This window comes from Actinomadura luzonensis (assembly GCF_022664455.2).
In the GTDB taxonomy this organism is placed as follows: Bacteria; Actinomycetota; Actinomycetes; order Streptosporangiales; family Streptosporangiaceae; genus Nonomuraea; species Nonomuraea luzonensis.
In genome coordinates this window covers 6205187-6227698 of the sequence record NZ_JAKRKC020000001.1, presented here as the reverse complement: position 1 = coordinate 6227698, position 22512 = coordinate 6205187, and the positions used below count along the sequence as shown (strand labels likewise).

Annotated in this window: 25 protein-coding genes and 1 tRNA gene; 14 read left to right on the top strand and 12 right to left on the bottom strand. The window is 72.9% G+C overall.

Annotated features, from left to right (window positions below):
- Positions 1-60 precede the first annotated feature (60 nt).
- Positions 61-456: a ribosome silencing factor gene (gene rsfS / locus MF672_RS29485; RefSeq protein ID WP_242376908.1), complete on the top strand. Its 396-nt coding sequence runs from the start codon at positions 61-63 to the stop codon at positions 454-456.
- Positions 453-1082: a histidine phosphatase family protein gene (locus MF672_RS29480; RefSeq protein ID WP_242376911.1), complete on the top strand. Its 630-nt coding sequence runs from the start codon at positions 453-455 to the stop codon at positions 1080-1082. The genes rsfS and MF672_RS29480 overlap by 4 nt, the downstream gene beginning before the upstream one ends.
- A 72-nt stretch (positions 1083-1154) precedes the next feature.
- On the opposite strand, the gene MF672_RS29475 is transcribed toward MF672_RS29480, so the two are convergent.
- The gene (locus tag MF672_RS29475; RefSeq protein ID WP_242376913.1) at positions 1155-2450 is read right to left on the bottom strand and encodes an FAD-dependent monooxygenase; all 1296 of its coding nucleotides are present in this window, start codon (positions 2448-2450) and stop codon (positions 1155-1157) included.
- 297 nt (positions 2451-2747) lie between these two features.
- On the opposite strand from MF672_RS29475, the gene MF672_RS29470 reads away from it, so the two are divergent.
- A complete protein-coding gene (locus MF672_RS29470) occupies positions 2748-3656 on the top strand; it encodes a TetR/AcrR family transcriptional regulator C-terminal domain-containing protein (protein ID WP_242376915.1) in 909 nt (302 codons plus the stop codon).
- 66 nt (positions 3657-3722) lie between these two features.
- Positions 3723-3795 (top strand) — tRNA-Ala (locus MF672_RS29465).
- A 688-nt stretch (positions 3796-4483) separates the two neighbouring features.
- On the opposite strand, the gene MF672_RS29460 is transcribed toward MF672_RS29465, so the two are convergent.
- A complete protein-coding gene (locus tag MF672_RS29460) occupies positions 4484-5113 on the bottom strand; it encodes a TetR/AcrR family transcriptional regulator (protein WP_242376917.1) in 630 nt (209 codons plus the stop codon).
- A gap of 85 nt (positions 5114-5198) precedes the next feature.
- Between MF672_RS29460 and MF672_RS29455 the strand changes: the two genes are divergently transcribed.
- Together MF672_RS29455 and MF672_RS29450 are read left to right on the top strand one after the other, a co-directional pair.
- Positions 5199-5585 carry a nuclear transport factor 2 family protein gene (locus MF672_RS29455; protein WP_242376919.1) on the top strand — a complete coding sequence of 129 codons (387 nt, stop codon included), beginning with the start codon at positions 5199-5201 and terminating at the stop codon, positions 5583-5585.
- A 2-nt stretch (positions 5586-5587) separates the two neighbouring features.
- Positions 5588-7033: an MFS transporter gene (locus MF672_RS29450; protein WP_242376922.1), complete on the top strand. Its 1446-nt coding sequence runs from the start codon at positions 5588-5590 to the stop codon at positions 7031-7033.
- A gap of 153 nt (positions 7034-7186) precedes the next feature.
- Here MF672_RS29450 and MF672_RS29445 read toward each other — a convergent pair whose 3' ends face one another.
- The 3 genes from MF672_RS29445 to MF672_RS29435 form a co-directional block, all read right to left on the bottom strand.
- On the bottom strand, positions 7187-8278 hold the full coding sequence (locus MF672_RS29445; protein ID WP_242376924.1) for a glycosyltransferase family 2 protein: 1092 nt from the start codon (positions 8276-8278) through the stop codon (positions 7187-7189).
- 256 nt (positions 8279-8534) lie between these two features.
- Complete coding sequence (locus tag MF672_RS29440) at positions 8535-9851, bottom strand: extracellular catalytic domain type 1 short-chain-length polyhydroxyalkanoate depolymerase (protein WP_242376927.1); 1317 nt, start codon at positions 9849-9851, stop codon at positions 8535-8537.
- 116 nt (positions 9852-9967) lie between these two features.
- Entirely contained in the window at positions 9968-10963 is a 996-nt protein-coding gene (locus MF672_RS29435; protein ID WP_242376929.1) for a helix-turn-helix transcriptional regulator, read from the bottom strand.
- 46 nt (positions 10964-11009) lie between these two features.
- On the opposite strand from MF672_RS29435, the gene MF672_RS29430 reads away from it, so the two are divergent.
- Positions 11010-11510 carry a hypothetical protein gene (locus MF672_RS29430; RefSeq protein WP_242376931.1) on the top strand — a complete coding sequence of 167 codons (501 nt, stop codon included), beginning with the start codon at positions 11010-11012 and terminating at the stop codon, positions 11508-11510.
- Here the strand turns inward: MF672_RS29430 and MF672_RS29425 are convergent.
- Positions 11497-11808, bottom strand: coding sequence for a hypothetical protein (locus MF672_RS29425; RefSeq protein WP_242376933.1), 312 nt, complete (start codon positions 11806-11808; stop codon positions 11497-11499). The genes MF672_RS29430 and MF672_RS29425 overlap by 14 nt on opposite strands.
- Before the next feature lie 83 nt (positions 11809-11891).
- On the opposite strand from MF672_RS29425, the gene MF672_RS29420 reads away from it, so the two are divergent.
- A complete protein-coding gene (locus MF672_RS29420) occupies positions 11892-12662 on the top strand; it encodes an SDR family oxidoreductase (protein ID WP_242376935.1) in 771 nt (256 codons plus the stop codon).
- A 72-nt stretch (positions 12663-12734) separates the two neighbouring features.
- Here MF672_RS29420 and MF672_RS29415 read toward each other — a convergent pair whose 3' ends face one another.
- The 4 genes from MF672_RS29415 to MF672_RS29400 form a co-directional block, all read right to left on the bottom strand.
- Positions 12735-13214: a hypothetical protein gene (locus MF672_RS29415; RefSeq protein WP_242376937.1), complete on the bottom strand. Its 480-nt coding sequence runs from the start codon at positions 13212-13214 to the stop codon at positions 12735-12737.
- A gap of 41 nt (positions 13215-13255) precedes the next feature.
- Positions 13256-15052: a Na+/H+ antiporter NhaA gene (gene nhaA, locus MF672_RS29410; RefSeq protein WP_242376940.1), complete on the bottom strand. Its 1797-nt coding sequence runs from the start codon at positions 15050-15052 to the stop codon at positions 13256-13258.
- A gap of 74 nt (positions 15053-15126) precedes the next feature.
- Positions 15127-15792: a GAP family protein gene (locus tag MF672_RS29405; protein ID WP_242376942.1), complete on the bottom strand. Its 666-nt coding sequence runs from the start codon at positions 15790-15792 to the stop codon at positions 15127-15129.
- A gap of 89 nt (positions 15793-15881) precedes the next feature.
- On the bottom strand, positions 15882-17252 hold the full coding sequence (locus tag MF672_RS29400; RefSeq protein ID WP_242376944.1) for a Dyp-type peroxidase: 1371 nt from the start codon (positions 17250-17252) through the stop codon (positions 15882-15884).
- 138 nt (positions 17253-17390) lie between these two features.
- Between MF672_RS29400 and MF672_RS29395 the strand changes: the two genes are divergently transcribed.
- Both MF672_RS29395 and MF672_RS29390 read left to right on the top strand, forming a co-directional pair.
- The gene (locus MF672_RS29395) at positions 17391-17984 is read left to right on the top strand and encodes a TetR/AcrR family transcriptional regulator (protein ID WP_242376946.1); all 594 of its coding nucleotides are present in this window, start codon (positions 17391-17393) and stop codon (positions 17982-17984) included.
- Positions 17985-18036: 52 nt separating this feature from the next.
- A complete protein-coding gene (locus tag MF672_RS29390; RefSeq protein WP_242376948.1) occupies positions 18037-18423 on the top strand; it encodes a hypothetical protein in 387 nt (128 codons plus the stop codon).
- On the opposite strand, the gene MF672_RS29385 is transcribed toward MF672_RS29390, so the two are convergent.
- Together MF672_RS29385 and MF672_RS29380 are read right to left on the bottom strand one after the other, a co-directional pair.
- Positions 18399-18893: a 2-thiouracil desulfurase family protein gene (locus MF672_RS29385; RefSeq protein ID WP_242376950.1), complete on the bottom strand. Its 495-nt coding sequence runs from the start codon at positions 18891-18893 to the stop codon at positions 18399-18401. The genes MF672_RS29390 and MF672_RS29385 overlap by 25 nt on opposite strands.
- Positions 18863-20224 (bottom strand): DHA2 family efflux MFS transporter permease subunit, encoded by a 1362-nt coding sequence (locus MF672_RS29380; RefSeq protein WP_242376953.1) that lies wholly within the window; start codon positions 20222-20224, stop codon positions 18863-18865. The genes MF672_RS29385 and MF672_RS29380 overlap by 31 nt, the downstream gene beginning before the upstream one ends.
- Positions 20225-20278: 54 nt before the next feature.
- Here MF672_RS29380 and MF672_RS29375 point away from each other — a divergent pair, with 54 nt between their 5' ends.
- The 4 genes from MF672_RS29375 to MF672_RS29360 are packed head-to-tail and all read left to right on the top strand — an operon-like array spanning position 20279 to position 22448.
- The gene (locus MF672_RS29375; protein ID WP_242376955.1) at positions 20279-20971 is read left to right on the top strand and encodes a TetR/AcrR family transcriptional regulator; all 693 of its coding nucleotides are present in this window, start codon (positions 20279-20281) and stop codon (positions 20969-20971) included.
- Positions 20972-21005: 34 nt separating this feature from the next.
- Positions 21006-21368 (top strand): hypothetical protein, encoded by a 363-nt coding sequence (locus MF672_RS29370; RefSeq protein ID WP_242376957.1) that lies wholly within the window; start codon positions 21006-21008, stop codon positions 21366-21368.
- Complete coding sequence (locus tag MF672_RS29365; protein ID WP_242376959.1) at positions 21365-21757, top strand: hypothetical protein; 393 nt, start codon at positions 21365-21367, stop codon at positions 21755-21757. The genes MF672_RS29370 and MF672_RS29365 overlap by 4 nt, the downstream gene beginning before the upstream one ends.
- Positions 21758-21788: 31 nt before the next feature.
- A complete protein-coding gene (locus MF672_RS29360; RefSeq protein WP_242376961.1) occupies positions 21789-22448 on the top strand; it encodes an SRPBCC family protein in 660 nt (219 codons plus the stop codon).
- The last annotated feature ends 64 nt before the right edge of the window (positions 22449-22512 follow it).

The window sequence follows — 22512 nt, the reverse complement described above, 5'->3', positions numbered from 1 at the left end:
CCTGGACGGGTACCCTCAACATATGGGCATGCTGCCGACACAGGAGGACAGACCCGCATCGTGACCGCATCTGACAGAGCCGTCCAGCTCGTGCGCATCGCCGCGGAGGCCGCGGCCGACAAGCTGGCCGATGACATCCTCGCCTACGACGTGAGCGAGCAGCTCGTCATCACCGACGCCTTCCTGCTCTGCTCCGCCACCAACGACCGCCAGGTCCGCGCCATCGTCGACGAGATCGAGGAGCGGCTGCGCACCGAGGCGGACGCCAAGCCCGTGCGCCGCGAGGGCGAGCGCGAGGGCCGCTGGGTGCTGCTCGACTACATCGACATCGTCGTGCACGTCCAGCACGAGGAGGACCGCACCTTCTACGCCCTCGAGCGCCTGTGGAAGGACTGCCCGGCCATCGCGCTGCCGGAAAGCGTCCTGCAGGCCAACCTTCAGCGGGCGCGCACTTGAGCAAGCGCATCGTATGTCTGCGTCACGGGCAGACTTTGTGGAACGTTGAGCAACGTTTCCAGGGCCATTCCGACATTCCACTCGACGAGACCGGCGTCGCGCAGGCCGCCAGGGCCGCCTCGCTCCTTGCCTCCCTCCGGCCCACCCTCATCGTCTCCTCCGACCTGCAGCGGGCCAACGACACCGCGCTCGCGCTGGGCCGCCTGGTCCGGCTCGACGTGCACGTCGACAAGGACTTCCGCGAACGCGGCGGCGGTCAGTGGGAGGGCCTGACGCGGGAGGAGATCGCGGCCCGCTGGCCCAAGGAGTACGCCGACTGGGAGGCGCCCGACGGCGAGGCGGTGCAGGACGTCGCCGGCCGCGTGGCCACCGCGATGCGTCGCTGGGCGGCCAAGCTGGAGGACGACGGCCTGCTGGTCGTGGCCTCGCACGGCGCGGCGCTGCGGCTCGGCATCTGCGAGCTGCTCGGGCTGCCCGAGGACCTGTGGCCGGCGATCGGCGGGCTCGGCAACTGCTCGTGGTCGGTGCTGCAGGAAGGGCGCAAGGGCTGGCGGCTGCTGGAGCACAACGCCGGGACGCTGCCGGAGCCGATCAGCAGCGACGACAAACCGGACGCCGAAGTCTAGACCTGGGCCGGTGGACTCGGGGCTCGGGCGCGGTGGCCGCCTGCCCGCGCGAGCCCGGCCACCGGCCTGAGGTCACGTGCCGGCTTGAGCCCGTCGGCGAACCCGGGGCGCTGATCGGGCGGAGCCCGTTCGGGGGTCTGGATCCGGTCCGGAGGCCGGTTCCCGCTTGCGGCCCGGGTCCGGGTGGGGGCGTGCTGAAGGGCTCGTGTAGTCCGGCAGACGGATGGCGCTCGCGGCCTTCGACGTCATCCTCTTCACCGCGTTCTTCCACGGCATGTACGGCAGCGTCCGCATGGTCTGGTTGCGCACCCAGATCTGGGACCGCTTCTGCGGGACCAGGTACTTCTCCGCCCCCTGGGCCTGCTTCTGGCAGGTGGTGACGTAGGGGCGGAGCACGTTCTCGTAGCGGGTGAAGGCGGTGCGGTGGTCGTCGGCCGCCGCCAGTTCGCCGGCCAGCACGTACGCGCCGATCATGGCCAGGCCCGTGCCCATCCCGCCCGGCCCCGCCGCGTACCCGGCGTCGCCCAGCAGCACCACCCGCCCTCTGGAGTAGGCGGGCAGGACGATCTGCGCGGCGGGGGCGAAGTAGAGGTCCTCGGCCGTCCACATGGCGTTGAGCAGGGACGGGACCTCCCAGTCGAGGCCGTCGAAGGCGGCCGCGACGAGCTCGCGCTGGCGGCGGCGGTCGCGGTGGTCGTAGGCGATCGGCGGGGAGGCGAAGTCGAGAGCGGCCCTGGTTTCGCCGTTCGTGCGCATGACGGTGGCGCACCTGCCGGGGACGCTGTACATCAGGCCCGCCCGGTCCAGGCCGTACGTGCCCGGAACGCGGAAGATGGCCTGGTACAGGCCGAGGTGACGCATCTCGGTCTCGCCCGGCGTGAACGCCAGCTCGCGGACCGCCGAGCGGATGCCGTCGGCGCCCACCACGAGATCGAAGGTGCGGGGCGGCGCCTTCTCGAAGGTCACGCGGACGCCGTCGGAGGTCTCGGTCAGCGACGCGACGGAGTCGTCGAAGATCCGCTCGACGTCGCCCGTGGCGTCGTGCAGGATGCGGCTCAGCGTGCCGCGCAGGATCTCGACGTCGCCGCTGAAGACCGCTGACGGGAGGCTCGACAGGCGTCTGCCCGTCGCGTCGACGATCGTGATGTCGCCCATGTGGGTCTGGTGCGCCTCCACCGTGCCGCGGATGCCCATGCGCTCCAGGACCTTGAGCTGTGGTCCGCCGCGGAAGTCCACGGCCTGACCGCCGGGGCGGAGCGACGGGGCCCGTTCGACGATCGTCACGTGGTTGCCGTCGCGGGTGAGCCAGTGGGCGAGGGCGGGGCCGGCGATACCTCCGCCGGAGATGAGAACGTTCAGGCCGCGCATGGGGGTCTCCTCCGTCGTGGCGCGTGGTGGGTAGTGCAGTGTTTACTGCGTATGCGCGACCATAGGCAGAGGGCTCCTGCCCCGGCAATACGGTGCTTTCGCGCACTAGTGCGGTGAAGAGCTCCTGCCTGGCGGGATCCTCGTCGGCGCTTGCCGCTCTAGTGCGCTCGCGCCTGCGGGACGGCGGTCCGTCGGCCGCGGCGTGGGATGGTCAGGGACGGGAGCAGGGAGGGCCGGATCGTGGGCGCGGCTGGAGCGGACATCGGCGGATCGGGTGGGAGGGCGGTGAGCGGGCGCATGACGAAGGCGCCGCACATCGTGGACGAGCTGCGACGGCGGATCGTCGCCGGGGAGCTGACGCCCGGCGACCTGCTGCCCTCGACCCGGCAGATCATCCGGGAGTGGGGGGTCGCCATGGCGACCGCCAGCAAGGTGCTGAGCCGGTTGCAGGAGGAGGGGCTGGCGCGGGCCGTGCCCGGGGTCGGGACGGTGGTCGCCGGGCGGGACGAACGCCCGCCGGGGGCCGACCTGACGCGGCAGCGCATCGTCCAGACCGCCATCAGGATCGCCGACGGAGAGGGCCTGGCCGCCGTCTCCATGCGCCGCATCGCCACCGAGCTGGGCTCCACCACCTCCGCCATGTCCCTGTACCGGCACGTGGACGGCAAGGAGGACCTCGTCCACCTGATGACCGACGCCGTGTACGGGGAGGACCCGCCGGCCGCGACGGTGCCACGCGGCTGGCGGCCCCGGCTGGAGCTGGCGCTCCGGCAGGTGTGGGGCATCCACCGCCGCCATCCCTGGCTCGCCCAGGCCGTCTCCCTCACCCGTCCGCAGTTCGTCCCCAACGGCATGGCCCACACCGACCGCGTCCTCCAAGCCCTGGACGGCCTCGGGCTCGACGCCCGGACCATGTTGCACGCCGTCGTGTCCCTCATGAACTTCGTGCACGGCACCGCCGTCAGCCTGGAGGCCGAGCTGCAGGCGCGTACGGAGACCGGCATCACGGAGGACGAGTGGATGCGGGCCCGGCAGGCGGAGCTGGGCGCTCTCCTGGCGGCCGGGGCGTTTCCCGCCCTGGCCAAGGTGCTCGGGCAACCGGACATCGACCTGGACCTGGACTCGGTCTTCGAGTTCGGGCTGCGCAACCACCTCGACGGGATCGCGGTCCTGGTGGCGAGGGCGCGGGCCGGTCGCCGCGATTAGGCGAATCGGGGCGGATGGCTATATGCTCTCGGAGCGCCGCAACGGGCTGACTCGTAGCGGTGACCAGGGGCTATAGCGCAGTTGGTAGCGCGCCTCCATGGCATGGAGGAGGTCTGGGGTTCGAATCCCCATAGCTCCACTCCTGGGTTTCCTTGAGACGGCCTGCTGGCCTCTCCGGAGGTCCGCGCGCGGTGGAGCACCCGCGACACCGTCAGCGGGCAGCCACCCTGCTGGGCCAAGTGAGCCGGTGGCGCGTATCCCGCGCGACCCCAAGGCCATCACCCCCTCGCCCTGATAGCGCGGAGTCGATCGCCCTGAGCAGGGCCGCTTGGCGGGGCAGCATGGTGCCCACGGTGACGGTCCGCCCGCCGTCGCGCCGCCGTGCCGGGGCGGTGGCGTTGACCGCGAACAGGCGCTCAAGGCCCGCCCGGGTGACGCCGTCGCTCCCGCTCCGGCCGCTGAGGACGCCCGCGTTGCCGGCCAGGACGTCCAGCCCGTCGGCGGGCGCGTCGAAGGCGGCCCACAGGGCTTCGGCGTCACCCGGGCGCGCCCGATTCGGCCTGGTGGACGGCGAAGGCGCGCCCGCGGGACGCTTCGACGGCGGCGAGGGTGTACTCAGCGACGGTGTCCTCGGCGACGGTGTTCTCGGCGACGGTGTTCTCGGCGACGGTGTTCTCGGCGACGGTGTTCTCGGGCGGTGGTGTTCGTCGGTCAGAGCGGGCTCGCGGCCGCGAGCGTGGGCGGAACGGGGCGAAGCGTTCGGCGGCGACGGGGGTGCCTCGCGACCGGGCAACTCCGGCCGCCGGCCGATGGCGGCGCCTGCGCCGTCACCTGTCCGTCAGGCTCACGCCGACGAGCTTGGTGAGGAAGCGATCGATCTGCTCCTCCAGCGGCGGCCAGGTCAGGCCCGGTTCGTTCACCCGGATCGACACGGAGCCGTGCACGGCCGCGCGCAGGTCGAAGGCGAGGGTGGCGGCGTCGCCGGCGGGCGCGAGCCCCGCGTCCAGGCACCGTTGGACGGCGGCCGTGGTGCGCACCGTCAGCTCCTCCTTGAACACCAGGCGCATCCGCTGGTTGAGCGTGCTCTCGTGCAGCACCTTGTACAGGCCCGCGTGGTCGCGGACCCAGGTGCCGAGGAACAGCAGGCGTGCCCGTAGCCGGGACACCGGGTCGTCGTGGACGGACTCCGCCCGGTCCAGGTCCTCCATGAGGTCGTGCGTGCACTGCTCAAGGGCGGCGAAGACCAGGGCGTCGCGGTCGGCGAAGTGGATGTAGACCGAGGTCGCCGCGATGCCCACCTCGCGTGCGACGGCGCGCAGGGACAGCGCCTCGTCGTCGCCCAGTTCGTCGAGCATGCGCAGCGTGGCGTCGATGATGTCGCGGCGCAGCCGTTCCCCCTGGCCTCGCCGGTTGCGGCCCCGCGTGGACGACGGCGAGGCCGAAGAGGTGGCATCCATGGCCCGCATTGTATTACGACGACCGTTGCCTTACAGTCGTAGCCCTACGGATGTAGGACTACATCCGTTAAGCAACGGAGGGATCATGAAGTCGAGGCGTGAGGGCAACAAGCAGACCGTTCTGGCCTTCTACGAGGCCGGGCTGAACCGGAAGGACTTCGAGGCCGCGTCCAGGCTCATCGGCGACCGGTACGTCCAGCACAACCCCCGCATCGCGGACGGCATCAAGGGCCTCGAAGGCTTCATCGCCCAATTACGGGCGGACTTCCCCGCGCTGCGGGCCGAGGTCAAGAAGATCTTCGCGGATGGCGACTTCGTCATCGCGCACGTCCACGGCGTACGCGTGCCAGGGCAAGCCGGCACGGCCATCGTCGACATCTTCCGGCTGGACGACGACAGCAGGATCGTCGAGCACTGGGACGTCATGCAGCCGATCCCCGAGACCGCCGAGAACCAGAACGGGATGTTCTAGCCGTGACCACCGGCACCAGTACCGGACGGCATCCCGCCGACCCGACCCTGCCCGACCCCCGGCGCTGGTGGGCGCTGGCCACGGTCGCCACCGCCCAGCTGATGGTCGGCATCGACCTGACGATCGTGAACATCGCGCTGCCTTCCGTGCAGCGCGCACTCGGTCTGTCCGACCCGGCCCGGCAGTGGGTGATCACGCTCTTCGCGCTCTGCTACGGCGGCCTGCTGCTGCTCGGCGGGCGGCTGTCGGGACTGCTCGGCCGCAGGCGGATCCTCCTGACCGGGCTGGTCGGCTTCGCCGCGGCCTCCGCGCTCGCCGGCGCGGCGACCGGCCCGGCGATGCTGCTCACCGGCCGAGCCTTGCAGGGCGTGTCCGGCGCGCTGCTCACCCCGGCCGTGCTGGCCACCCTGGCCACCGCCTTCCCCTCGCCCGCCGAACGCGGTAAGGCCTTCGGCGTCTACGGCACCGTGATGGGCAGCTCCTCCGGCCTGGGCGTGCTGCTGGGCGGAGTGCTCACCGACTCCCTCGACTGGCGCTGGTGCATGTACGTGAACCTGCCCATCGCGGCCCTGGCCGCGGCGGGGGTGCTGTACGCCGTGCGCCCCTCCTCCCGCGCGGCCGGCGCCCGCATCGACGTCACCGGTGCGGTCCTGGCCACCACCGGCCTGATGGCCCTGGTCCTCGGGTTCGCCCGGGCCGAGCCCGACGGCTGGGACGCGCCGACCACCCTGGGCCCGCTGGTCGCCGGAGCTCTGGGGCTGGTCGCGTTCGTCCTGGTCCAGGCCCGGGTCAAGGGGCCGCTGCTCCCGCTGCGGGTCGTCCTGGACCGGGCGCGCGGCGGCTCGTACCTGTCGGTGTTCAGCCTGGCGGTGGGCATGTTCGCCGCGCTGTTCTTCCTCACTTTCCATTTGCAGAACGTGCTCGGCTATTCCCCGATCCGGGCAGGCCTGGGATTCCTGCCGCTGACCGCCGGTCTCATGATCGGGGTCCGGGCGGCGAGCCCGCTGATGTCCCGCGTCCCGGTGCGGGCGCTGCTGTGTCCCGGGCTCCTGACGATCGCGGCCGGGCTCACCCTGCTCGGCTTCCTGCGGGCCGACAGTGGTTACTGGTTCCACGTACTGCCGGTGTTCCTGCTGGTGGGACTCGGCACGGGATGGGTACTCGTCACCGCCAACAGCACGGCGACCCTCGGCGCCGGTGCCGACAGTGCCGTGGCGGGGGCCATGGTCATGACCTCACAGCAGATCGGCGCGTCCCTGGGCACCGCGCTGCTCAGCACGGTGGCCGGGACGGCCGCGGCCCGGCACTCCGGCCACACGCCGGCCGAGGCCACGGTCCACGGCTTCAACGTGGCCAGCCTCGGCGCGGCCGGGTTCCTGTGCCTGGCCGCACTCGTGGTCTTCTTCGTCACCGGTCCACGTTGGCCTCGACCCCTGGAACGTCGCTGACGGCGACCTCAGAAAAGCCGCTGACGGCGGCGGCGGGTTGCGGGCGCTTGGTGCCTCGTCGAGGGCGGCCTGGTCAACTCCGTGTGGTGGGCCGACCACCCCGCACACACCGCCGCACCTGGGGGAGCGGACCGGCCGAGTCGTGAGGGCGGGTCAGCGGCCCTTCTCGTGGACGAGGAGGCCGCGGGAGAGGCCCAGGGGGACGAGGACCAGCTCTACCAGGAGGGCCTTCCAGGCGTAGTAGAGGTTGACGGTCTTGTTGAGGTAGACGAAGGGGAGGTTCAGCAGGACCAGGCGGGTCGGGATGCGGCGGCGTCCGGCCGCGTACAGGAGGGCGGGGACGGTCAGGAGCAGGTCGCTGCCCGCCCACCAGAACATCGTCCGCGGGAAGGGGTCGTGCAGGGTCAGGACGGCGATCAGCGGGGTCAGCCACCACAGCGGCGCCAGCAGGATCTCCAGCAGGGCGAGCACGACCCAGGTCGCCAGCATCGGCTTGCGGACGAGCAGGCGCGGGAGGTGCAGGCGGACGTTCTGCATGAAGCCGGCCATCCAGCGCCACACCTGCTTGCGCAGGAACGGCAGGGTCTCCGGGTCGGCGGCCCAGGCCACCGCGTCGGAGACGTAGACCGCCTTGCGGCCCTCCGCCTGCTGGGTCCAGGTGAAGTCCATGTCCTCGACGATCGTGCGTTCGGGGAAGCCGCCGGCGGCGGTCAGGGCGGTGCGCCTGAAGACCGAGCAGCAGCCGGAGCAGACCATCGGGCTGTCGGCGAGCTGCTGGATCGGCCGGTGCCAGTGGAAGCCGAAGAGGTATTCGGTGGAGCGGCCGCGTTCCCAGGGGGTGCGGGTGAAGCGGGTCTGGACGTTGCCGGCGGCGACGCCGACGTCCGGGTCGGCGAAGGCGGGCTTGACGCGTTCGATGTAGTCGGGGGCGAGGACGGTGCCGGCGTCGACGGCCAGGATCAGGTCGGTGTCGCAGTGGGGGAGGGCGTGGTTCTGGGCGCGGGCCTTGCCGCCGAGGTGGTGGGGCGGGCGCAGGACCGTCACGCCGGTGAAGGCGGCGGCGATCGCGCCGGTGCGGTCGGTCGAGCCGTCGCCGACGACGATGATCTTGTCGGGCGGGGAGGTCTGGGCGGTGATGGAGCGGAGGGTGTCGGGGAGGCTCTGCTCCTCGTCGTGGGCGGGGATGATCACCGTGAGGGTGAGCGCGGGAGCGGACAGCGGTGGCGCTGTGGCTCGGGTGGTCATCGGCGGCGCCCTCTCAGGAGGAGGGACACCAGGGCCACCGCGGCGTAGATGATCAGGGTGAAGCCTAGGGTGGGCGGGCCTCCGGGCATGTCGTCCGTCCTTTCTGGGGGGGAGAAGGCTGGACGTCAGGATGGCGGAGGGCGCGCGGGGTGGGCGGGGGCGAGCGGCGTTCTGTGGATGAGGGGTGCGGTCGGGGTGGGCTGTGGATGAGGGAGGGCCGGTCCGCGGAGCGGCCGGCCCTTCCGGAAGGGGGCGGTCAGGTGGTGCAGGGGGCGTCGTTCAGGGTGAAGGAGGAGGGGGCGGCGGTGTTGCCGCTGTGGGTGGCCTGGAAACCGAACTGGGTGGACGCGCCGGGCGCCACATTGCCGTTGTAGCTGACGTTCCTGGCCGTCACCGCGCCCGAGGCGGGGGAGACGGTGGCGTTCCAGGCGGAGGTGACCGTCTGGCCGGCGGGCAGCGTGAAGGCCAGTGACCAGGTGGAGAGCGGGGACGCGCCGGTGTTGGTGATCGTGACGCTGGCGGTGAAGCCATTGTTCCAGGTGTTCATGGTGTAGCCGACCTTGCACGCGCCCGCGGGCGACGTGGGGGTGACGGTCGGGGTCACGGTGGGGGTCACGGTCGGGGTGGCGGTCGGGGTCTGCGACGGGCCAGGGGTGTCCAGGCCGAGGAAGGCGATCGCCATGGCCGCCATGCCGCTCTGCGGCAGGCTGTGCCCGACGCCCTGGATGCTGATGCCCTCGACCGCGACGGTCGTGCCGGTGCCGCCGTAACGGGTCCGGGTCCAGCCCGAGCGGGGCTGGTCGGTGGTGGTCGGCGTCTGGCTCAGGCCGTGGACGTTCGTCCACTGCTTGATCTCCTCGCCGAAGTTCGGGTAGCGCAGCGTCGTGTCCTCGGTGCCGTGCCACACCTGCATGCGCGGACGCGGGCCGCTGTAGCCGGGGTAGGCGCCGCGCACCAGGTCGCCCCACTGCTGCGGGGTCTTGATGAGCTGGCCGTTGGCGCAGGTGCTGTTCCAGCTCGACCCGTCGGTGGTGGCGAAGCAGCCGAACGGCACGCCCATGAACGCCGCCCCCGCCTTGAACACGTCGGGGTAGTCGCCGAGCAGCACGTTCGTCATCATCGCGCCCGAGGAGGCGCCGGTGACGTACGTGCGATCAGGATCGGCGGCGTAGCGTTGCTGCACGTACCGGACCATGGACACGATGCCGACCGGATCGCTGCCGCCGTCGTGGCGCAGCGCCTGCGGCGAGGAGACGTCGAAGCAGGAGCCGCTCCGCGTCGCCGACGGGTAGATGACGATGAACTTGTACCGGTCGGCCAGCGAGGCGAACTCGGTGCCGGAGTAGAACGCCGGGCCCGAGCCGGTGCAGTAGTGGACGGCCACGAGCAGCGCCGGGCGGGAGCCGACGCCGTCGGGCACGTAGAGGTGCATGCGCAGGTTGGTGGGGTTCGTGCCGAAGCCGGTCACCTCGGTCAGCTGGGCCGAGGCGGCAGGGGGCGCCGAGATCAGCATCGCGACGACGAGCGTCACCGCGGCGACCGCGGCACTGGCTAGGCGAGCTGTCACTTTCATCCGGGCTCCTCTCGATCGCCTGAAACATTGCGAGTGTGTTGAGAAAGTTTCAGCCCTGCAATGGGCCAGGTTGATCGGGTCAAGACCGAGTGCTTTGAGCTGGGAACAAGCGTGTACTAGGGCGACGGCTCCGTGAAACTTTCGGAGTAGCGGGCGGCCAGGGCGGTGACGGTGGCGGCGAGGCGGGCCCGCAGCTCGGACGGCGACACCACCTCGGCGTCCACCCCGAGCCGCAGGAACTCGGCCAGCGCGTGCTCGACCGACTCGATCGGCACCGTGACCCGCGTCCAGCCCTCCGCGTCCGGCGGCCCGGCCGTCCGCCTGGCCGCCTCCACCACGCCCGGCGTCATCAGGTCGGGCAGCCGCTCCAGCCCGCGCGGCGACAGCCGCACCACCGCCTCGCCCCTCCTCAGCCCGGCCTCGAACGCGGCCAGGTGCTCCGCCCAGTACGCCGCCAGGTCGAACCCCTCGGGCCGGGCGAACCCCTCCTCCAGCACACGCAGGGCGAGGATCTGCGAGACCCGGTAGGTCCGCGCGCCGCCGTCCGCGCCGGCCACCAGGTACCAGCGGCCCGCCTTGACCACCAGCCCGTACGGATCCAGCAGCCGCTCCACCTCCTGCGGCTCCTTCCACCGCCGGTAGGTGACCTGGACCCGCCGCTCGTTCCACACGGCGTCGGCCACGTCCGGCAGGTACGGCACCGGCTCCCGGTCCCGGTACCAGGTCGGCGCGTCGAGGTGGAAACGCTCCTGGAGCCGCCCGGCGCGGTCGCGCAGCTCGGCCGGCAGCGCGGCCATGAGCTTGAGCTGCGCCGCCGTCACCACGGCGCCGAGGCCCAGCTCGGCCGCCGGGCCGGGCAGCCCGGCGAGGAACAGCGACTCGGCCTCGTCCTGGGTCAGGCCGGTCAGCCGGGTGCGGTAGCCGTCGAGGAGCTGGTAGCCGCCGCGCGGGCCGGCGTCGCCGTACAGGGGGATGCCGGCGGCGTGCAGCGACTCGACGTCGCGGTAGATCGTGCGGACCGAGACCTCCAGACGGCCGGCCAGCTCGCGCGCGGTCATCCGGCCCCGGGTCTGGAGCAGCAACAGGATCGAGACCAGGCGGGAGGCGCGCACGACCACTGACACTACCTGTCAGTGACCCGGCCGTAGGTTCTCGCGCATGAACGACTTCGACTTTCTCGCCGGTCACTGGAACGTCGCCAACCGCCGGCTGACCGAGCCACTGTCCGGGCCTCTGTCCGGGCCTCTGTCCGGGCCCCTGTCCGGCGCCGCCGAATGGGAGGAGTTCCCCGGCCGCTCGGTCGCCACCCGCCACTTCGACGGGGCGGCCAGCGTCGACGAGATCACGTTCCCGACCAAGGGCTGGAACGGCCTCACCGTGCGCGTCTACCACCCCGGCACCCGCCAGTGGTCCATCTACTGGGCCAGCAGCGCGCGCGGCGAGCTCGACACCCGGCCCATGGTGGGCGCCTTCGAGGGGGACCGGGGGCTGTTCTACGGGGAGGAGACGGTGGAGGGGCGGACGGTCCGCTGCCGGTTCGTCTGGACGGTGCCCGGCCCCGGCCGCGCCCGGTGGGAGCAGGCGTTCGCCGAGGCGGGCGCGGGGGAGCGCGAGGAGGACTGGGAGACGAACTGGGTCATGGAGCTCACCCGGGCGTGACGACCGCCGAGGCCGGGACGGGCAGGGCCTTCGCCGTGGACTGCGTGCTCCGCACCCACAGGACGGCGGCCACCGCCAGCGCGGCGATCAGCAGCACCAGCCCGCCCACCAGGATCACCCACCACCAGCCCGACCGGGCCGGCTTGGCCTCGTAGAGCTGCACGTCGGGGAGCATGTCAGGGGTGTACTCCAGCCGCCGCGTCACCGGTGGGTCGGTGGACGGGCGAGGGTGGGGTGAACGGTGCTGGACGGTCTGCTCGGGGTCCGGTTCCTGGCGTCCGGAGTGGTGCGAAGTCATGGGTCCCTCGTGGCGGCGCTGCGGAGTGTCGGGGTTTTCCGCCGACATTGTCACACTTACGCCTGCTGCCCCGTCCAGATCGCATGACACGTGTACTGGTGACGGGAGGCAGCGGCCGGGCCGGCCGCGCGCTGCTGGAGAGGCTGGCGGACGAGGGGTACGAGGCGCGGGCGACCAGCCGCTCCGCCCGCCCCTCCACGGACGGCGTGCGCTGGTTCGCCGCGGACCTGGCCACCGGGCGCGGCCTGGAGGAGGCGGTGGCCGGCGTGGACGCGGTCGTCCACCTGGCCACCGCGCCGTACCGGGGCCGCTACAGCCGCCGGGTGGAGCTGGACGGCACGGCGGCGCTGCTCGCGGCGGCCCGGGCGGCCGGCGTGGGACACCTGGTGTACGTCTCGATCGTCGGCGCGGACCGGGTGCCCTGGGGCTACTTCCGCCTCAAGACGCGGGCCGAGCGGCTGGTCCGGGACGGCGGGGTGCCGTGGACGGTGCTGCGCGCCACGCAGTTCCACGAGTTCGTCGAGCTGGCGCTGCGCGGCATGGCCCGGCTCGGCGCGGTGGTGGCCGATCCGGGCATCACGGTGCAGACCGTGGACGTCAGGGACGTCGCCCGCCGCCTGACGGACCTGATCGAGGACGGGCCCCGGCAGGAGATCGTGGAGCTCGGCGGGCCCGAGGTGCTGACCATGGCCGAGGCCGCCGGGACGTGGCTGCGGGCGCGCGGGCTGCGCCGGCCGGTGCTGCGGCTGCGGGTGCCGGGCGGGCTCGGCCGCGCCTGCCGCGCCGGCGGCCTGGTCACGACCGCCGAGCCGGCCGGCGAGATCACGTGGGCGCGGTACCTGCGCGGCGAGTAGCGAAGACGCGGGCGTCAGGCGCGGGCGCTGGTCGAAGGCCGGTTCAGGTGCGCGGGTCCCGGTCGACGCGCGTCAGGCTTGCGGGCCCTGGCCGAAGGGGGGCTGCGGCGGGTTCTGCCAGCCCGGCTGCTGCTGCGGGTACGGCGGCTGCTGCGGCGGCTGGTTCCAGCCCTGCTGCTGCTCCCACGGCGCCGCCGGCGGCTGCTGTTGCGGCCAGCCCTGCGGACCGGCGGGCCGCGGCGGGTCACGCCGGGCGACCACGCCGCCGATCAGCAGGGCCACGCCGATCAGGTGGAAGATCGAGGAGACCAGGACCGACAGGCCGACCGCGCCGCCGATGCCCAGCACGTCGACCAGGGCCGACTGCAGGAAACCCTGCAGCAGGCTGAAGACCGCCCCGAGCAGGAGCACGACGCAGCCGGAGATCCCGAGCACGGCGCCGCGCCCCTGCTCGCGCCGGCGCATCGCGATGAGGACGACGCCGCCGATCAGGAGGATGACGTTCAGGAACGCGGTGATCAGGCTGATGACGGTGAGCGAGCTGCTTACCAAGGCAGGACTCCGGCGGGGTTGACGGACATTGGTCAAGAAGGCTACGGGGATCGGCGGAGATCCGCTATCGCCCGGCTGATCGACTCCTGGTCGAGCCGCCCCTGGTAGCGGACGCCGTTCAGGAACAGGGTGGGGGTGCCGCGCACGCCGCTGTCGCGTCCGGACGCCTCGTCCAGGGCGATCCTGGAGACGTGCCGGGGGACGTCGTCCCACGGCGGCACGTCGAGCTGGGCGGCGTAGTGCTCCAGGTCGGCGTCGGTGAGGAAGCGCTGGTTGTCGTAGAGGACGTCGTGCATCTCCCAGAAGCGGCCCCGGTCGGCCGCGGCCTCGGCGACGATCGCGGCGGGGGCGGCGCGCGGGTGCAGGGTGCGCAGCGGGTAGTGGCGGAAGACGAGCCGGACGTCCGGGTTCTTCCTGAGCAGTTCCTCCAGCACGGGGTGCAGGCGGCCGCAGTACGGGCACTCGAAGTCGCCGTACTCGACGATGGTGATCGGGGCGCCGGCCGGGCCGCGCACGTGGTCGTCCGGCCCCACGGGCACCGACAGCAGCTCGGGCAGCTCCTCGTCCGGCTCGGCCTCGGGCGGGGCGCAGACGCCGCCCCGGTCCCACGCCAGCCGGAAGACCACCCAGCCCAGCGCGGCGGCCAGCAGCGACCCGGCCAGGATGCCGATCTTCGCCTCGGCGCGCACCGCCGGGTCGGGGAAGGCGAGGTCGACGATGAACAGCGCCACCGTGAACCCGATGCCGGACACCGCCGCGCCGCCGAGCAGCTGACCCCACACCAGGTTGCCGGGCAGGATGCCCCACTTCAGGCGGAGCGGCAGCCACGTGCCGAGCGAGATGCCGATGAACTTGCCGGCCAGCAGGCCCGCCGCCACCCCGATCGACACGGGCGAGGTGAGCGCGGCCCGCAGGGTCTCGCCGTCCAGCCGCACCCCCGCGTTGGCCAGCGCGAACACCGGCACGATGACGTAGCTGCTCCACGGGTGCAGGCGGAGCTGCAGCCGCTCGTTGACGGACACGGCGTGCTGGAGCCGCCGGGTGGCCTCGCGGGCGGCGCGGGCGCTCGGCTCCTGGGTGAACTCCTGCACGGCCTCGCCGGCCAGCAGCAGCTTCTGGTCGGAGGGGGCGTAGACGAAGACCAGCACGCCGAGCGCGATGCCGATCAGCGTGGGGTGGATGCCGCTCTCCAGCGTGGCCACCCACAGCGCGAACCCCAGCACGATGTACGCCGGCGCCCGCCAGATCCGCAGCCGCCGCAACGTCGCGATGGCCGCCAGCAGCAGCGCCGCCGTGACGAGCGCGGGCACCGACAGCTCGGCGGTGTAGAACAGGGCGATGATGATGATCGCGAGGACGTCGTCGACGATCGCCAGCGTCAGCAGGAACGCCCGCAGCGGGTCGGGGCACCGCGCGCCGACGATCGCGAGCACGCCGAGCACGAACGCGGTGTCGGTGGCGATCGGCACGCCCCACCCGGCCGCGCCCGGCCCGCCCGCGTTGAGCAGCAGGTAGATGCCGGCGGGCACCAGCATGCCGCCGAACGCCGCGACCGCGGGCACCGCGATCAGCCGCCGGTCGCGGAGCTGCCCGAGCCGCACCTCGTAGGAGACCTCCAGGCCGATGACGAAGAAGAACACCGTCATCAGCCCGTCGTTGACCCAGTGCCGCAGGTCGAGCGAGAAGTCGGCGGAGCCGAACGACAGGCCCATGGGCGTGTGCCAGAACGCCTCGTAGGCGCCGCCCCAGGGCGAGTTCGCCCACAGCAGGGCCACGGCGGTGGCGACCAGCAACACGCTGGTACTGCCTGCCTCGGTCCTGAAGAAGGCACGCAACATCGGTCCGGAACTCCTCCCCCGCGGAGACTCCGATCCTAGAGGGGCGTCCGGGACGCGCGGGAGGCGGGGAAGGCTCAGGCCCCGAAGAACAGGTGGGCCGCCGCGTCGCGGGCGAGCAGGAACCCGATGATGCCGACCGCCCAGCTCACCATCGACGCCGAGTGCCGGGTCAGCCAGGCCCGCAGCCGCTCCAGCCGGGGCTCCAGCCAGGCGCCGGCGACGCCGCGCAGCGCCATGAGCGCCAGCGGCGGCGCGATCATGACGAGCACGTACCCGGCCAGCAGCGGCAGCCACTGCGCGGCCGGCAGCCCGGAGGTGGTCATCAGGCCGACGGCCGCGAGGTAGGGCACCATCGTGGCCACCTCGACGGCCCCGGCGGTGAGCCCGAGCAGCACCATCGTCCCCGGGCCGCCGGTGCGGGGCGCGGAGCGGCGCGGCGGCCTCCTGCCGAGCGGGAAGCTCAGCGCGAACAGGCCCGCGCCCAGCACGAGCTGCGTCCAGTACGCCGCCGGGCTGCTCAGCGCCTCGCCGAAGCCGTCCAGGGCCGCCGACAGGCCCAGCATGAGCGCGACCCCGACGAGGAAGTAGAACGCCGCGATCGTGGCCAGGTAGACGAGCAGCCCGGACGTCCTGGACCGGCCGCCGGACAGCAGCAGGTACACGGGGATCACCAGTGTCCCGAAGCTGGTGCTGTCGACCAGCGCGAGGGCGGCGAGCGTGAGCGCCAGAGCGAGCGTCATAGGACGATCCTGCTGGTCAGCGGCGGCTCGCCGCCTCCTCCACCGGGCCGAATCAGGCGTACATCCTTCGATGCAGGCCGGCCGGCCCGCTAGAGGCCACGCAGGTAGGCGAGGGAGGGCGCGAAGAAGTACTCGCCGCCCCTCATCGTGATCGTCTGCGCCACCTGGGCCTGCGGGGGCGAGAGCTCGGGCTTGCCCCACACCTTGGGGAAGGTCACCTTGATCTCGCGCCGGCCCTGGCCGATCACCGGGTCGTGGCCGGTCGCCGGGTTCTGGAAGTCCTCGTTGTTCGCCCAGGTGCGCTGGGTGAACTCGAACTGGTTCTCCAGGCTGGCGTTGAACGCCATGAACAGCAGCCCGACCTCGCCGCTGGGCCGCGTCTCGGGCGGCGCGTCGTCCCACGGGTGGTCGGTGCGCCGCCCGTAGGTCTGCCCGCGCCGGGCCATGAGCACCTCGCGCCCGAACGAGCGCGGGTTGGTCTTGCGGACGTGCCCGCTGAAGGGGCACTTGCCGCCCTCGTCGCCGTCGAAGGTGAAGTCGTTGGAGACCGGGCCGCCGCCCGCCTTGCCCTTGCTGGTCAGCGGCGTGCCGTCCTTGAAGCGGCCGATGAGCATCGCGCCCGCCCGGTCGCGGTCGGCGCCCTTGAGCCCTAACGCGTCGGCCAGGTGCTGCTCGATCTCCTTGAACGCCCGCACGTTCTGCTCCAGCTTCCTGAAGACCAGGTAGCTGCCGTGGTGCCGGCGCGGGTCGGGCGCGAAGGGGTCCGGCACGAGCACGTTGGACAGCGGGAAGGCCGGGTCCCAGCGCTTCTTCGGCTCGCGGTCCACCTCGTCCTTGAGGAACAGCGGCTGGCTGCGGCCGTCCACGTAGCCGAAGTGCTCGATGCCGTCGCCGGCCGGGTTGCGCATGCCCTGGCCGGTCTCCTCGCCGAGCACCCTGGCGCTGGCCGGCAGCGCGGCGCGGATCTCCTGGCGCAGCTTCGCCACCGGCTCGGGCCGGTCGTCGCCGATCAGGACGACCGCGTGGATCTCCCGCTGGTAGGTGCGGTCCCACTGGTCGACGGGCGGGTCGTCGACCTCGGCGACGCGCTGCTTCATGCCGTCGCGGAACACCTGGTCGCCGAACTTGCGCACGTCCTGGACGGTGTGCCCGAGGTCGCGGTAGCCGGCCTTGCTGATGCCGATCCCCACGTACGGCGTGCCGCGCCGGCCCCGCGTGGCGAAGTCGCGCACCTCCTCCAGGTGCTTGCGCGCCGACTTCATGTGCGTCGTCGCCACGTGCCGGAGGAACGCCTTGCCCTCGGCCGCGTCGTTGAACCGGACGAACAGGACGGACAGGTGCTCGCGTACGTGCGCGCGCAGGATGTTCGGCTGGAGGTTGTCCAGCATCGCCTTGGTGTCCGCGTCGAGCGTGGCCGAGTCCCAGGCCAGGGGTCGTGCGTTGTTCAGGTCGACTGGCATGGCCGAGTCCCTTTCCCCGTCGGAAATGAAGTTCCGAGCCCCCATGTCTAGGACTCCTGGGAGGCGGAGAAAGTTTCCCGTCAGCGTCGGCCGTACATAATTGCCCACGAGCAGCGCGCCGACACCTGGGAGCACTGAGTGAAGAGCCGCCGTTGGGGAAGGTCGGGCGACACCAGGGACGCGCTGCTGCGCGCCGCCCGCGAGGTGTTCCTCGCCAAGGGGTACGCCGAGGCCACGGTCGCCGACCTCGTCGGGGCCTCCGGCATCAGCGTCGGCAGCCTGTACCACCACTTCGGCGGCAAACCGGGGCTGTTCCTGGCGTTGTGGGAGCAGTTCATGCGCGGTCAGGAGGAACGCACCTCGCGCGCGGCCAAGGCGGTCGCCGCGGGCGCGCCCGAGCGGTTCCTCGCCGGGGCGCGCGCCTACCTGGAGGGCTCGTGGGAGCAGCGCGAGGTGGCCAGGCTGTTCCTGGAGAGCGACGGCCCGGCCGAGTTCACCGCGCTGCGCAGGCAGCGCGGCTGGGACTGGATCGGCGGCAACAAGAAGCTGCTCGGCCTCGCCGACACCCGGGCGAGCCACGTGCTCGTGCTCCTGCTCACGACGATGATGGGCGAGGCGGGCCGCGAGGTCGCGGTGTGCGAGTCGGAGGAGGAGGCCAAGGAGACCATCGACGAGGTGATCCGCCTGGTGCGCCGCATGCTGACCGGCACTACCGCCCAGGACGTACGCTGACGGCCTCCCGGGGGACGATGGCCCGCGGCCGCTCCGGTGAGACCGTGGGCGCATGGACGACGCACTCCGCAGAGCCCTGGGCGGGCTCTCCCTGCTGTACGCGCTGGTCTTCCTGGTGGCCTGCCTGCTGCACGCCGGGGTCGTGCTCGGCCCGCTGCGCCAGCCGGTGACGGTGCCGGCCGTGGTCGTGGAGTCGCTGTGCTGCGCGGCGATGCTGGCCGGCGCGTACGGCGCGCTGAGCGCCCGCCCCTGGGCCTGGGACGGGCTGATCTACACGCACGCCGGCGCGCTGTCCGGGGTGCTGCTCGGGATCCTGGCGGTGGCGTTCGTGCCGGGGGCGCCGGCAGGGACGGGGCTCGTGTGGTACCACGGCACGATCGCGGCCTTCCTCGCCGCCGGGCTGGCCGCGGCCTTCTACGTCTCCAGGGTGCGGAGGTAGCCGGCCGCCTCGGCGAGGCGCTCCTCGCTGAACACGCGGATGCCGTGCCGCTCCAGCAGCGCCGTGGTGACGCCCTGGCCGGGCACCCGGCGGCCCTGGAAGCCGCCGTCGTGGACGGCGAGCGAGCCGCACGACGGGCTGCCCTCCTTGAGCACGGCCAGCCGGACCCCGGCCGACCGGGCCGCCTCCAGCGCCGCCCGCGCCCCCTCCACGAACGCCTCGGTCACGTCGGAGCCGTCGGCGGTGACCACCCGGGCCTCGCCCGCGAGCACCGCGGCCCCGCCCGCGCCGCCCTCGATCTCGGCGGCCGGGCGCGGCACCGGCAGCCCGCCGCTCACCTCGGGACAGAACGGCACCAGCCGCCCCTCCTCGCGCCACCCGGCGAGCAGGGCGGACTGGCTGGTCTTCGCGCCGCCGTCGAAGCGGACCCGGCGGCCCATCAGGCAGGCGCTGACGAGGATCTTCTCCACGCCTTCGATCCTAGGAGCGCGACCGGCACCAGCGTGACGGCGGCCAGCCCGACCGCGCAGCAGAAGACGACGGTGAAGGGCCGCGCCGCGCCCGCCGCGGTGACCAGTTGCAGCAGCACCGCGAGCACCGCCACGCCGAACGACGAGCCCAGCCGCAGCGAGATCGTGCTCAGCGTGGTCGCCGCCGGGATGGCCGCGCGCTCCAGCGTCGCGTACGCCGCCGCCAGCACCGACGTGGACACCAGCCCGTGCCCGAGCCCGACCACGAGGACGGGCAGCGGCCCGGGGAAGGCCGCGAACGCCGCCATGCCCGCCACCACGCCCGTCACGCCGGCCGCGGCGACCCCGCGGGCGCCCCGGCTGTCGGTGAGCCGGCCCGCGATCGGCAGCGTGAGCGCCGCGCCGATCCCCAGCGGGGCCAGCAGCAGGCCGGCGTCCAGCGGGCTGCCGCCCCGGGCGAGCTGGCTGTAGAGCGGCACCAGCACGGTGAAGCCGAGCATGGCCGCCGAGTAGCAGATCATCGCCCCCACGGACACGGCGAACACGCGGTCGCCGAACAGCCGCAGGTCCACCAGCGCCCCCGGCATCCGCAGCGCCCGCACCACGAACGCCGCGACCAGCGCGAGCCCGATCCAGAGCGCCGGGTGCAGCGGCGAGGCGCCGTCGCCGACCGCCGACAGGCCGTGCACCAGCGCGCCCAGCCCGGGGGAGAGCAGCGCCAGGCCGAGCACGTCGAGCGGCTGCCGGGCCGTCCCGCCGGCCGCCGCGCGCGGCAGCAGCAGGACCGCCGCGGCCAGCGCCACCACGCTGAGGGGCAGGTTGACCAGGAACAGCCAGCGCCAGCCGAGGGTCTGCACGATCACCCCGCCGAGCGGCGGCCCGAGCACCGGCACCAGCATGGCGGGCACCGAGATCAGCGCCATCGCCCGGCCCATGCGCTCCTTGCCCGCCGCCTGGGCCAGCATCGCCTGGCCGACCGGCATGAGCAGGCCGCCGCCGAGGCCCTGCGCGGCGCGGAAGGCGACCAGGCTGCCGGCCGACCAGGCGACGGCGCAGAGCGCCGAGCCGGCCGCGAACAGCGCGAGCGAGACCAGCCAGACCCGGCGCGCGCCGAAGCGGCCGACCGCCCAGCCGGTGACCGGGACCGTCATCGACATGGCCAGCAGGTAGCCGGTGACCGCCTGCTGGACGGTGGCGGGGGTGGTGTGGAAGTCGTGGGCGAGCGTGGTGAGCGCCACGTTGACGATCGTCGAGTCGAGCATCGTCATGACGCCGCCGAGCAGGACCACCAGGCCGGTGGCCGCGAGCGGGGTTCGTACGGCGTATCGCATGTCGTACACCGTATCACCCTCGTACGGTGTAGCGGCTGCCTTAGGATCGGAGGCGTGAGCAGTTCCGTCTGGTCGCGGCCCGCGCCGCCCCGCCGCCCGGCCCTGACCAGGGAGGCCATCGTGGCCGCGGCCATCGCGCTCGCCGACGCCGAGGGCCTGGCCGCCGTCTCCATCAGGCGCGTGGCCGCCGAGCTCGGCGCCCGCACGATGACGCTCTACTCCTACATCGAGCGCAAGGAGGACCTGCTCGCGCTCATGCTCGACGAGATCGCCGGCGAGCTGCGCCCGGCCGGGCCCCCGCCGGACGACTGGCGCGAGGCGCTGCTCGACATCGCCCGCCGCGAGCGCGACCTCGTCCGCCGCCACCCGTGGCGGGTGGACCTCCTCTCGCAGGGCGTCGCCGTCGGGCCCAACGCGCTGCGCCACGTGGAGCGCAAGCTCGCCGTCCTCGCCCGGCTCGGCGCCGCGCCGGAGGCCGCCTGGCGGGTGCTGGCCGCCTACACCGACTACATGACCGGGTTCCTGGTGCGCGAGGCGCAGGAGCGGGGCGCGCCCCGGCACGAGGGGGTCAGCGACGCCGAGCGGGCCGCGCTGGCCGAGCCGTACGTCAGGGAGCTGATCGGCGAGGGCGCGCTGCCGCACCTCGCGCCCCTGCTGGAGCAGGGGGTGGCCGGCGCGGGCGACACCTTCGAGCAGGGCCTGCGCTGGTTGTTCGACGGCATCGAGCGGGAGCTGTCGCCGGAGTAGGGGGCGCCGCACCCGGGCGATAGCCTTACCCCCGATGAACACCACCGTCTCCGCGATCGTCATCACCGGCGCGCTGCTGCTCATGCTGGCGAGCCTGGTCAACGCGTTCCGCGACCGGCCCATGGGCATGGTGCTGCTGATCGGCTTCGCCGCGCTGGAGGTCGCGATCCTGGTGCAGGTCGGCTTCGTCATCGCGGCGCTGTCCGGGGGCGCGGGGCCGCAGGAGAAGGCGACGCTGTGGGGCTACCTCGCCGGCGAGGTCGTCATCCCGCCCGCGGGGGTGTTCCTCGCGCTGGCCGAGCGGTCCCGGTGGGGGTCGGCGATCCTGGTCCTCGCCGGGTTCGCGATCGCCGTCATGAACGCCCGGCTGCTGCAGATCTGGCAGGGCGGGGCATGAGCGGCGACGCCTCCCGCGCCATCGGCAGCGGGCCGGGGCGGGCGCTGATCGCCGTGTACGGCCTGTTCTCGCTGGCCGCGGGCGCGCGGGCCGGGGTGCAGATCGCCACGAGGTTCGCCGAGGCGCCGCTGGCGTACGCGCTGTCGGCGTTCGCGGCGGCCGTCTACATCCTGCTCACGGTCGCGCTGTGGCGCGGCGCGCGGCGGCTCGCGCTGGTCGCGCTCGGCGTCGAACTGGCCGGCGTGCTGATCGTCGGCACCGCCAGCGTCGTCGACCCGGCGGCCTTCCCCGACGAGACCGTGTGGTCCGCCTACGGCAGGGGATATCTGTTCATCCCGCTCGTGCTTCCCTTCGTCGGCCTCTACTGGCTGCTCCGGCGGAGGCGTTAACCTCCGGCCCGCCCGGGAAGTGGCTGAACCCATGAGCACGATCGAGCACTCTGTAGACGTCGAGGTCCCCATCCGGGTGGCCTACAACCAGTGGACGCAGTTCGAGAGCTTCCCCGAGTTCATGGAGGGCGTGGAGTCGGTCAAGCAGGTCACCGACACCCGCACCCATTGGGTGACGGAGATCGCCGGGGTCAAGCGCGAGTTCGACGCCGAGATCACCGAGCAGCACCCGGACGAGCGGGTCGCCTGGCGCAGCCTGGACAAGCCGAACCAGGCGGGCGTCGTCACCTTCCACCGCATCGACAACGACCGCACCAAGGTCACGCTCCAGATGGAGTACGACCCCGAGGGCTTCGTCGAGACCGTGGGCGACTGGCTCCAGATCGTCCGGCTGCGGGTCAACGGCGACCTCGGCCGCTTCAAGGAGTTCATCGAGTCACGCGGCGCCGAGACCGGCGGCTGGCGCGGCGAGGTGCCCGGCCCCCACCAGCGCGACGACACGGTCGGCACCGGCACGCACGAGCACGGCTCCACCTACGGCGGCGCCCAGCAGGTCCCGCCCGGCACGATCGGCGGCAACGACCCCACCCTGCCGCCGGCCGGCGGCCTGCCCGCGCCCGGCGCGGTCCCGCCCGGCGGCCCGCTGCCCCCTCCGGACGAGCCCCCGCAGGGTCCCCGTCCGGTCCTCTGACCCCCGACCGGATCCGTTTCAGCGCGACAGCGGCCGCCCATGAGGGTGGCCGCTGTCGCGCGTC

What these genes read in the sequence shown, in the direction of transcription:
- MF672_RS29475 (WP_242376913.1), bottom strand. Translation starts at nt 2,450, where the DNA reads ATGCGCGGCCTGAACGTTCTCATCTCCGGCGGAGGTATCGCCGGCCCC.
- MF672_RS29470 (WP_242376915.1), top strand. Translation starts at nt 2,748, where the DNA reads ATGACGAAGGCGCCGCACATCGTGGACGAGCTGCGACGGCGGATCGTC.
- MF672_RS29460 (WP_242376917.1), bottom strand. Translation starts at nt 5,113, where the DNA reads ATGGATGCCACCTCTTCGGCCTCGCCGTCGTCCACGCGGGGCCGCAAC.
- MF672_RS29455 (WP_242376919.1), top strand. Translation starts at nt 5,199, where the DNA reads ATGAAGTCGAGGCGTGAGGGCAACAAGCAGACCGTTCTGGCCTTCTAC.
- MF672_RS29445 (WP_242376924.1), bottom strand. Translation starts at nt 8,278, where the DNA reads ATGACCACCCGAGCCACAGCGCCACCGCTGTCCGCTCCCGCGCTCACC.
- MF672_RS29440 (WP_242376927.1), bottom strand. Translation starts at nt 9,851, where the DNA reads ATGAAAGTGACAGCTCGCCTAGCCAGTGCCGCGGTCGCCGCGGTGACG.
- MF672_RS29430 (WP_242376931.1), top strand. Translation starts at nt 11,010, where the DNA reads ATGAACGACTTCGACTTTCTCGCCGGTCACTGGAACGTCGCCAACCGC.
- MF672_RS29425 (WP_242376933.1), bottom strand. Translation starts at nt 11,808, where the DNA reads ATGACTTCGCACCACTCCGGACGCCAGGAACCGGACCCCGAGCAGACC.
- MF672_RS29420 (WP_242376935.1), top strand. Translation starts at nt 11,892, where the DNA reads ATGACACGTGTACTGGTGACGGGAGGCAGCGGCCGGGCCGGCCGCGCG.
- nhaA (WP_242376940.1), bottom strand. Translation starts at nt 15,052, where the DNA reads ATGTTGCGTGCCTTCTTCAGGACCGAGGCAGGCAGTACCAGCGTGTTG.
- MF672_RS29405 (WP_242376942.1), bottom strand. Translation starts at nt 15,792, where the DNA reads ATGACGCTCGCTCTGGCGCTCACGCTCGCCGCCCTCGCGCTGGTCGAC.
- MF672_RS29400 (WP_242376944.1), bottom strand. Translation starts at nt 17,252, where the DNA reads ATGCCAGTCGACCTGAACAACGCACGACCCCTGGCCTGGGACTCGGCC.
- MF672_RS29390 (WP_242376948.1), top strand. Translation starts at nt 18,037, where the DNA reads ATGGACGACGCACTCCGCAGAGCCCTGGGCGGGCTCTCCCTGCTGTAC.
- MF672_RS29380 (WP_242376953.1), bottom strand. Translation starts at nt 20,224, where the DNA reads ATGCGATACGCCGTACGAACCCCGCTCGCGGCCACCGGCCTGGTGGTC.
- MF672_RS29370 (WP_242376957.1), top strand. Translation starts at nt 21,006, where the DNA reads ATGAACACCACCGTCTCCGCGATCGTCATCACCGGCGCGCTGCTGCTC.
- MF672_RS29365 (WP_242376959.1), top strand. Translation starts at nt 21,365, where the DNA reads ATGAGCGGCGACGCCTCCCGCGCCATCGGCAGCGGGCCGGGGCGGGCG.
- MF672_RS29360 (WP_242376961.1), top strand. Translation starts at nt 21,789, where the DNA reads ATGAGCACGATCGAGCACTCTGTAGACGTCGAGGTCCCCATCCGGGTG.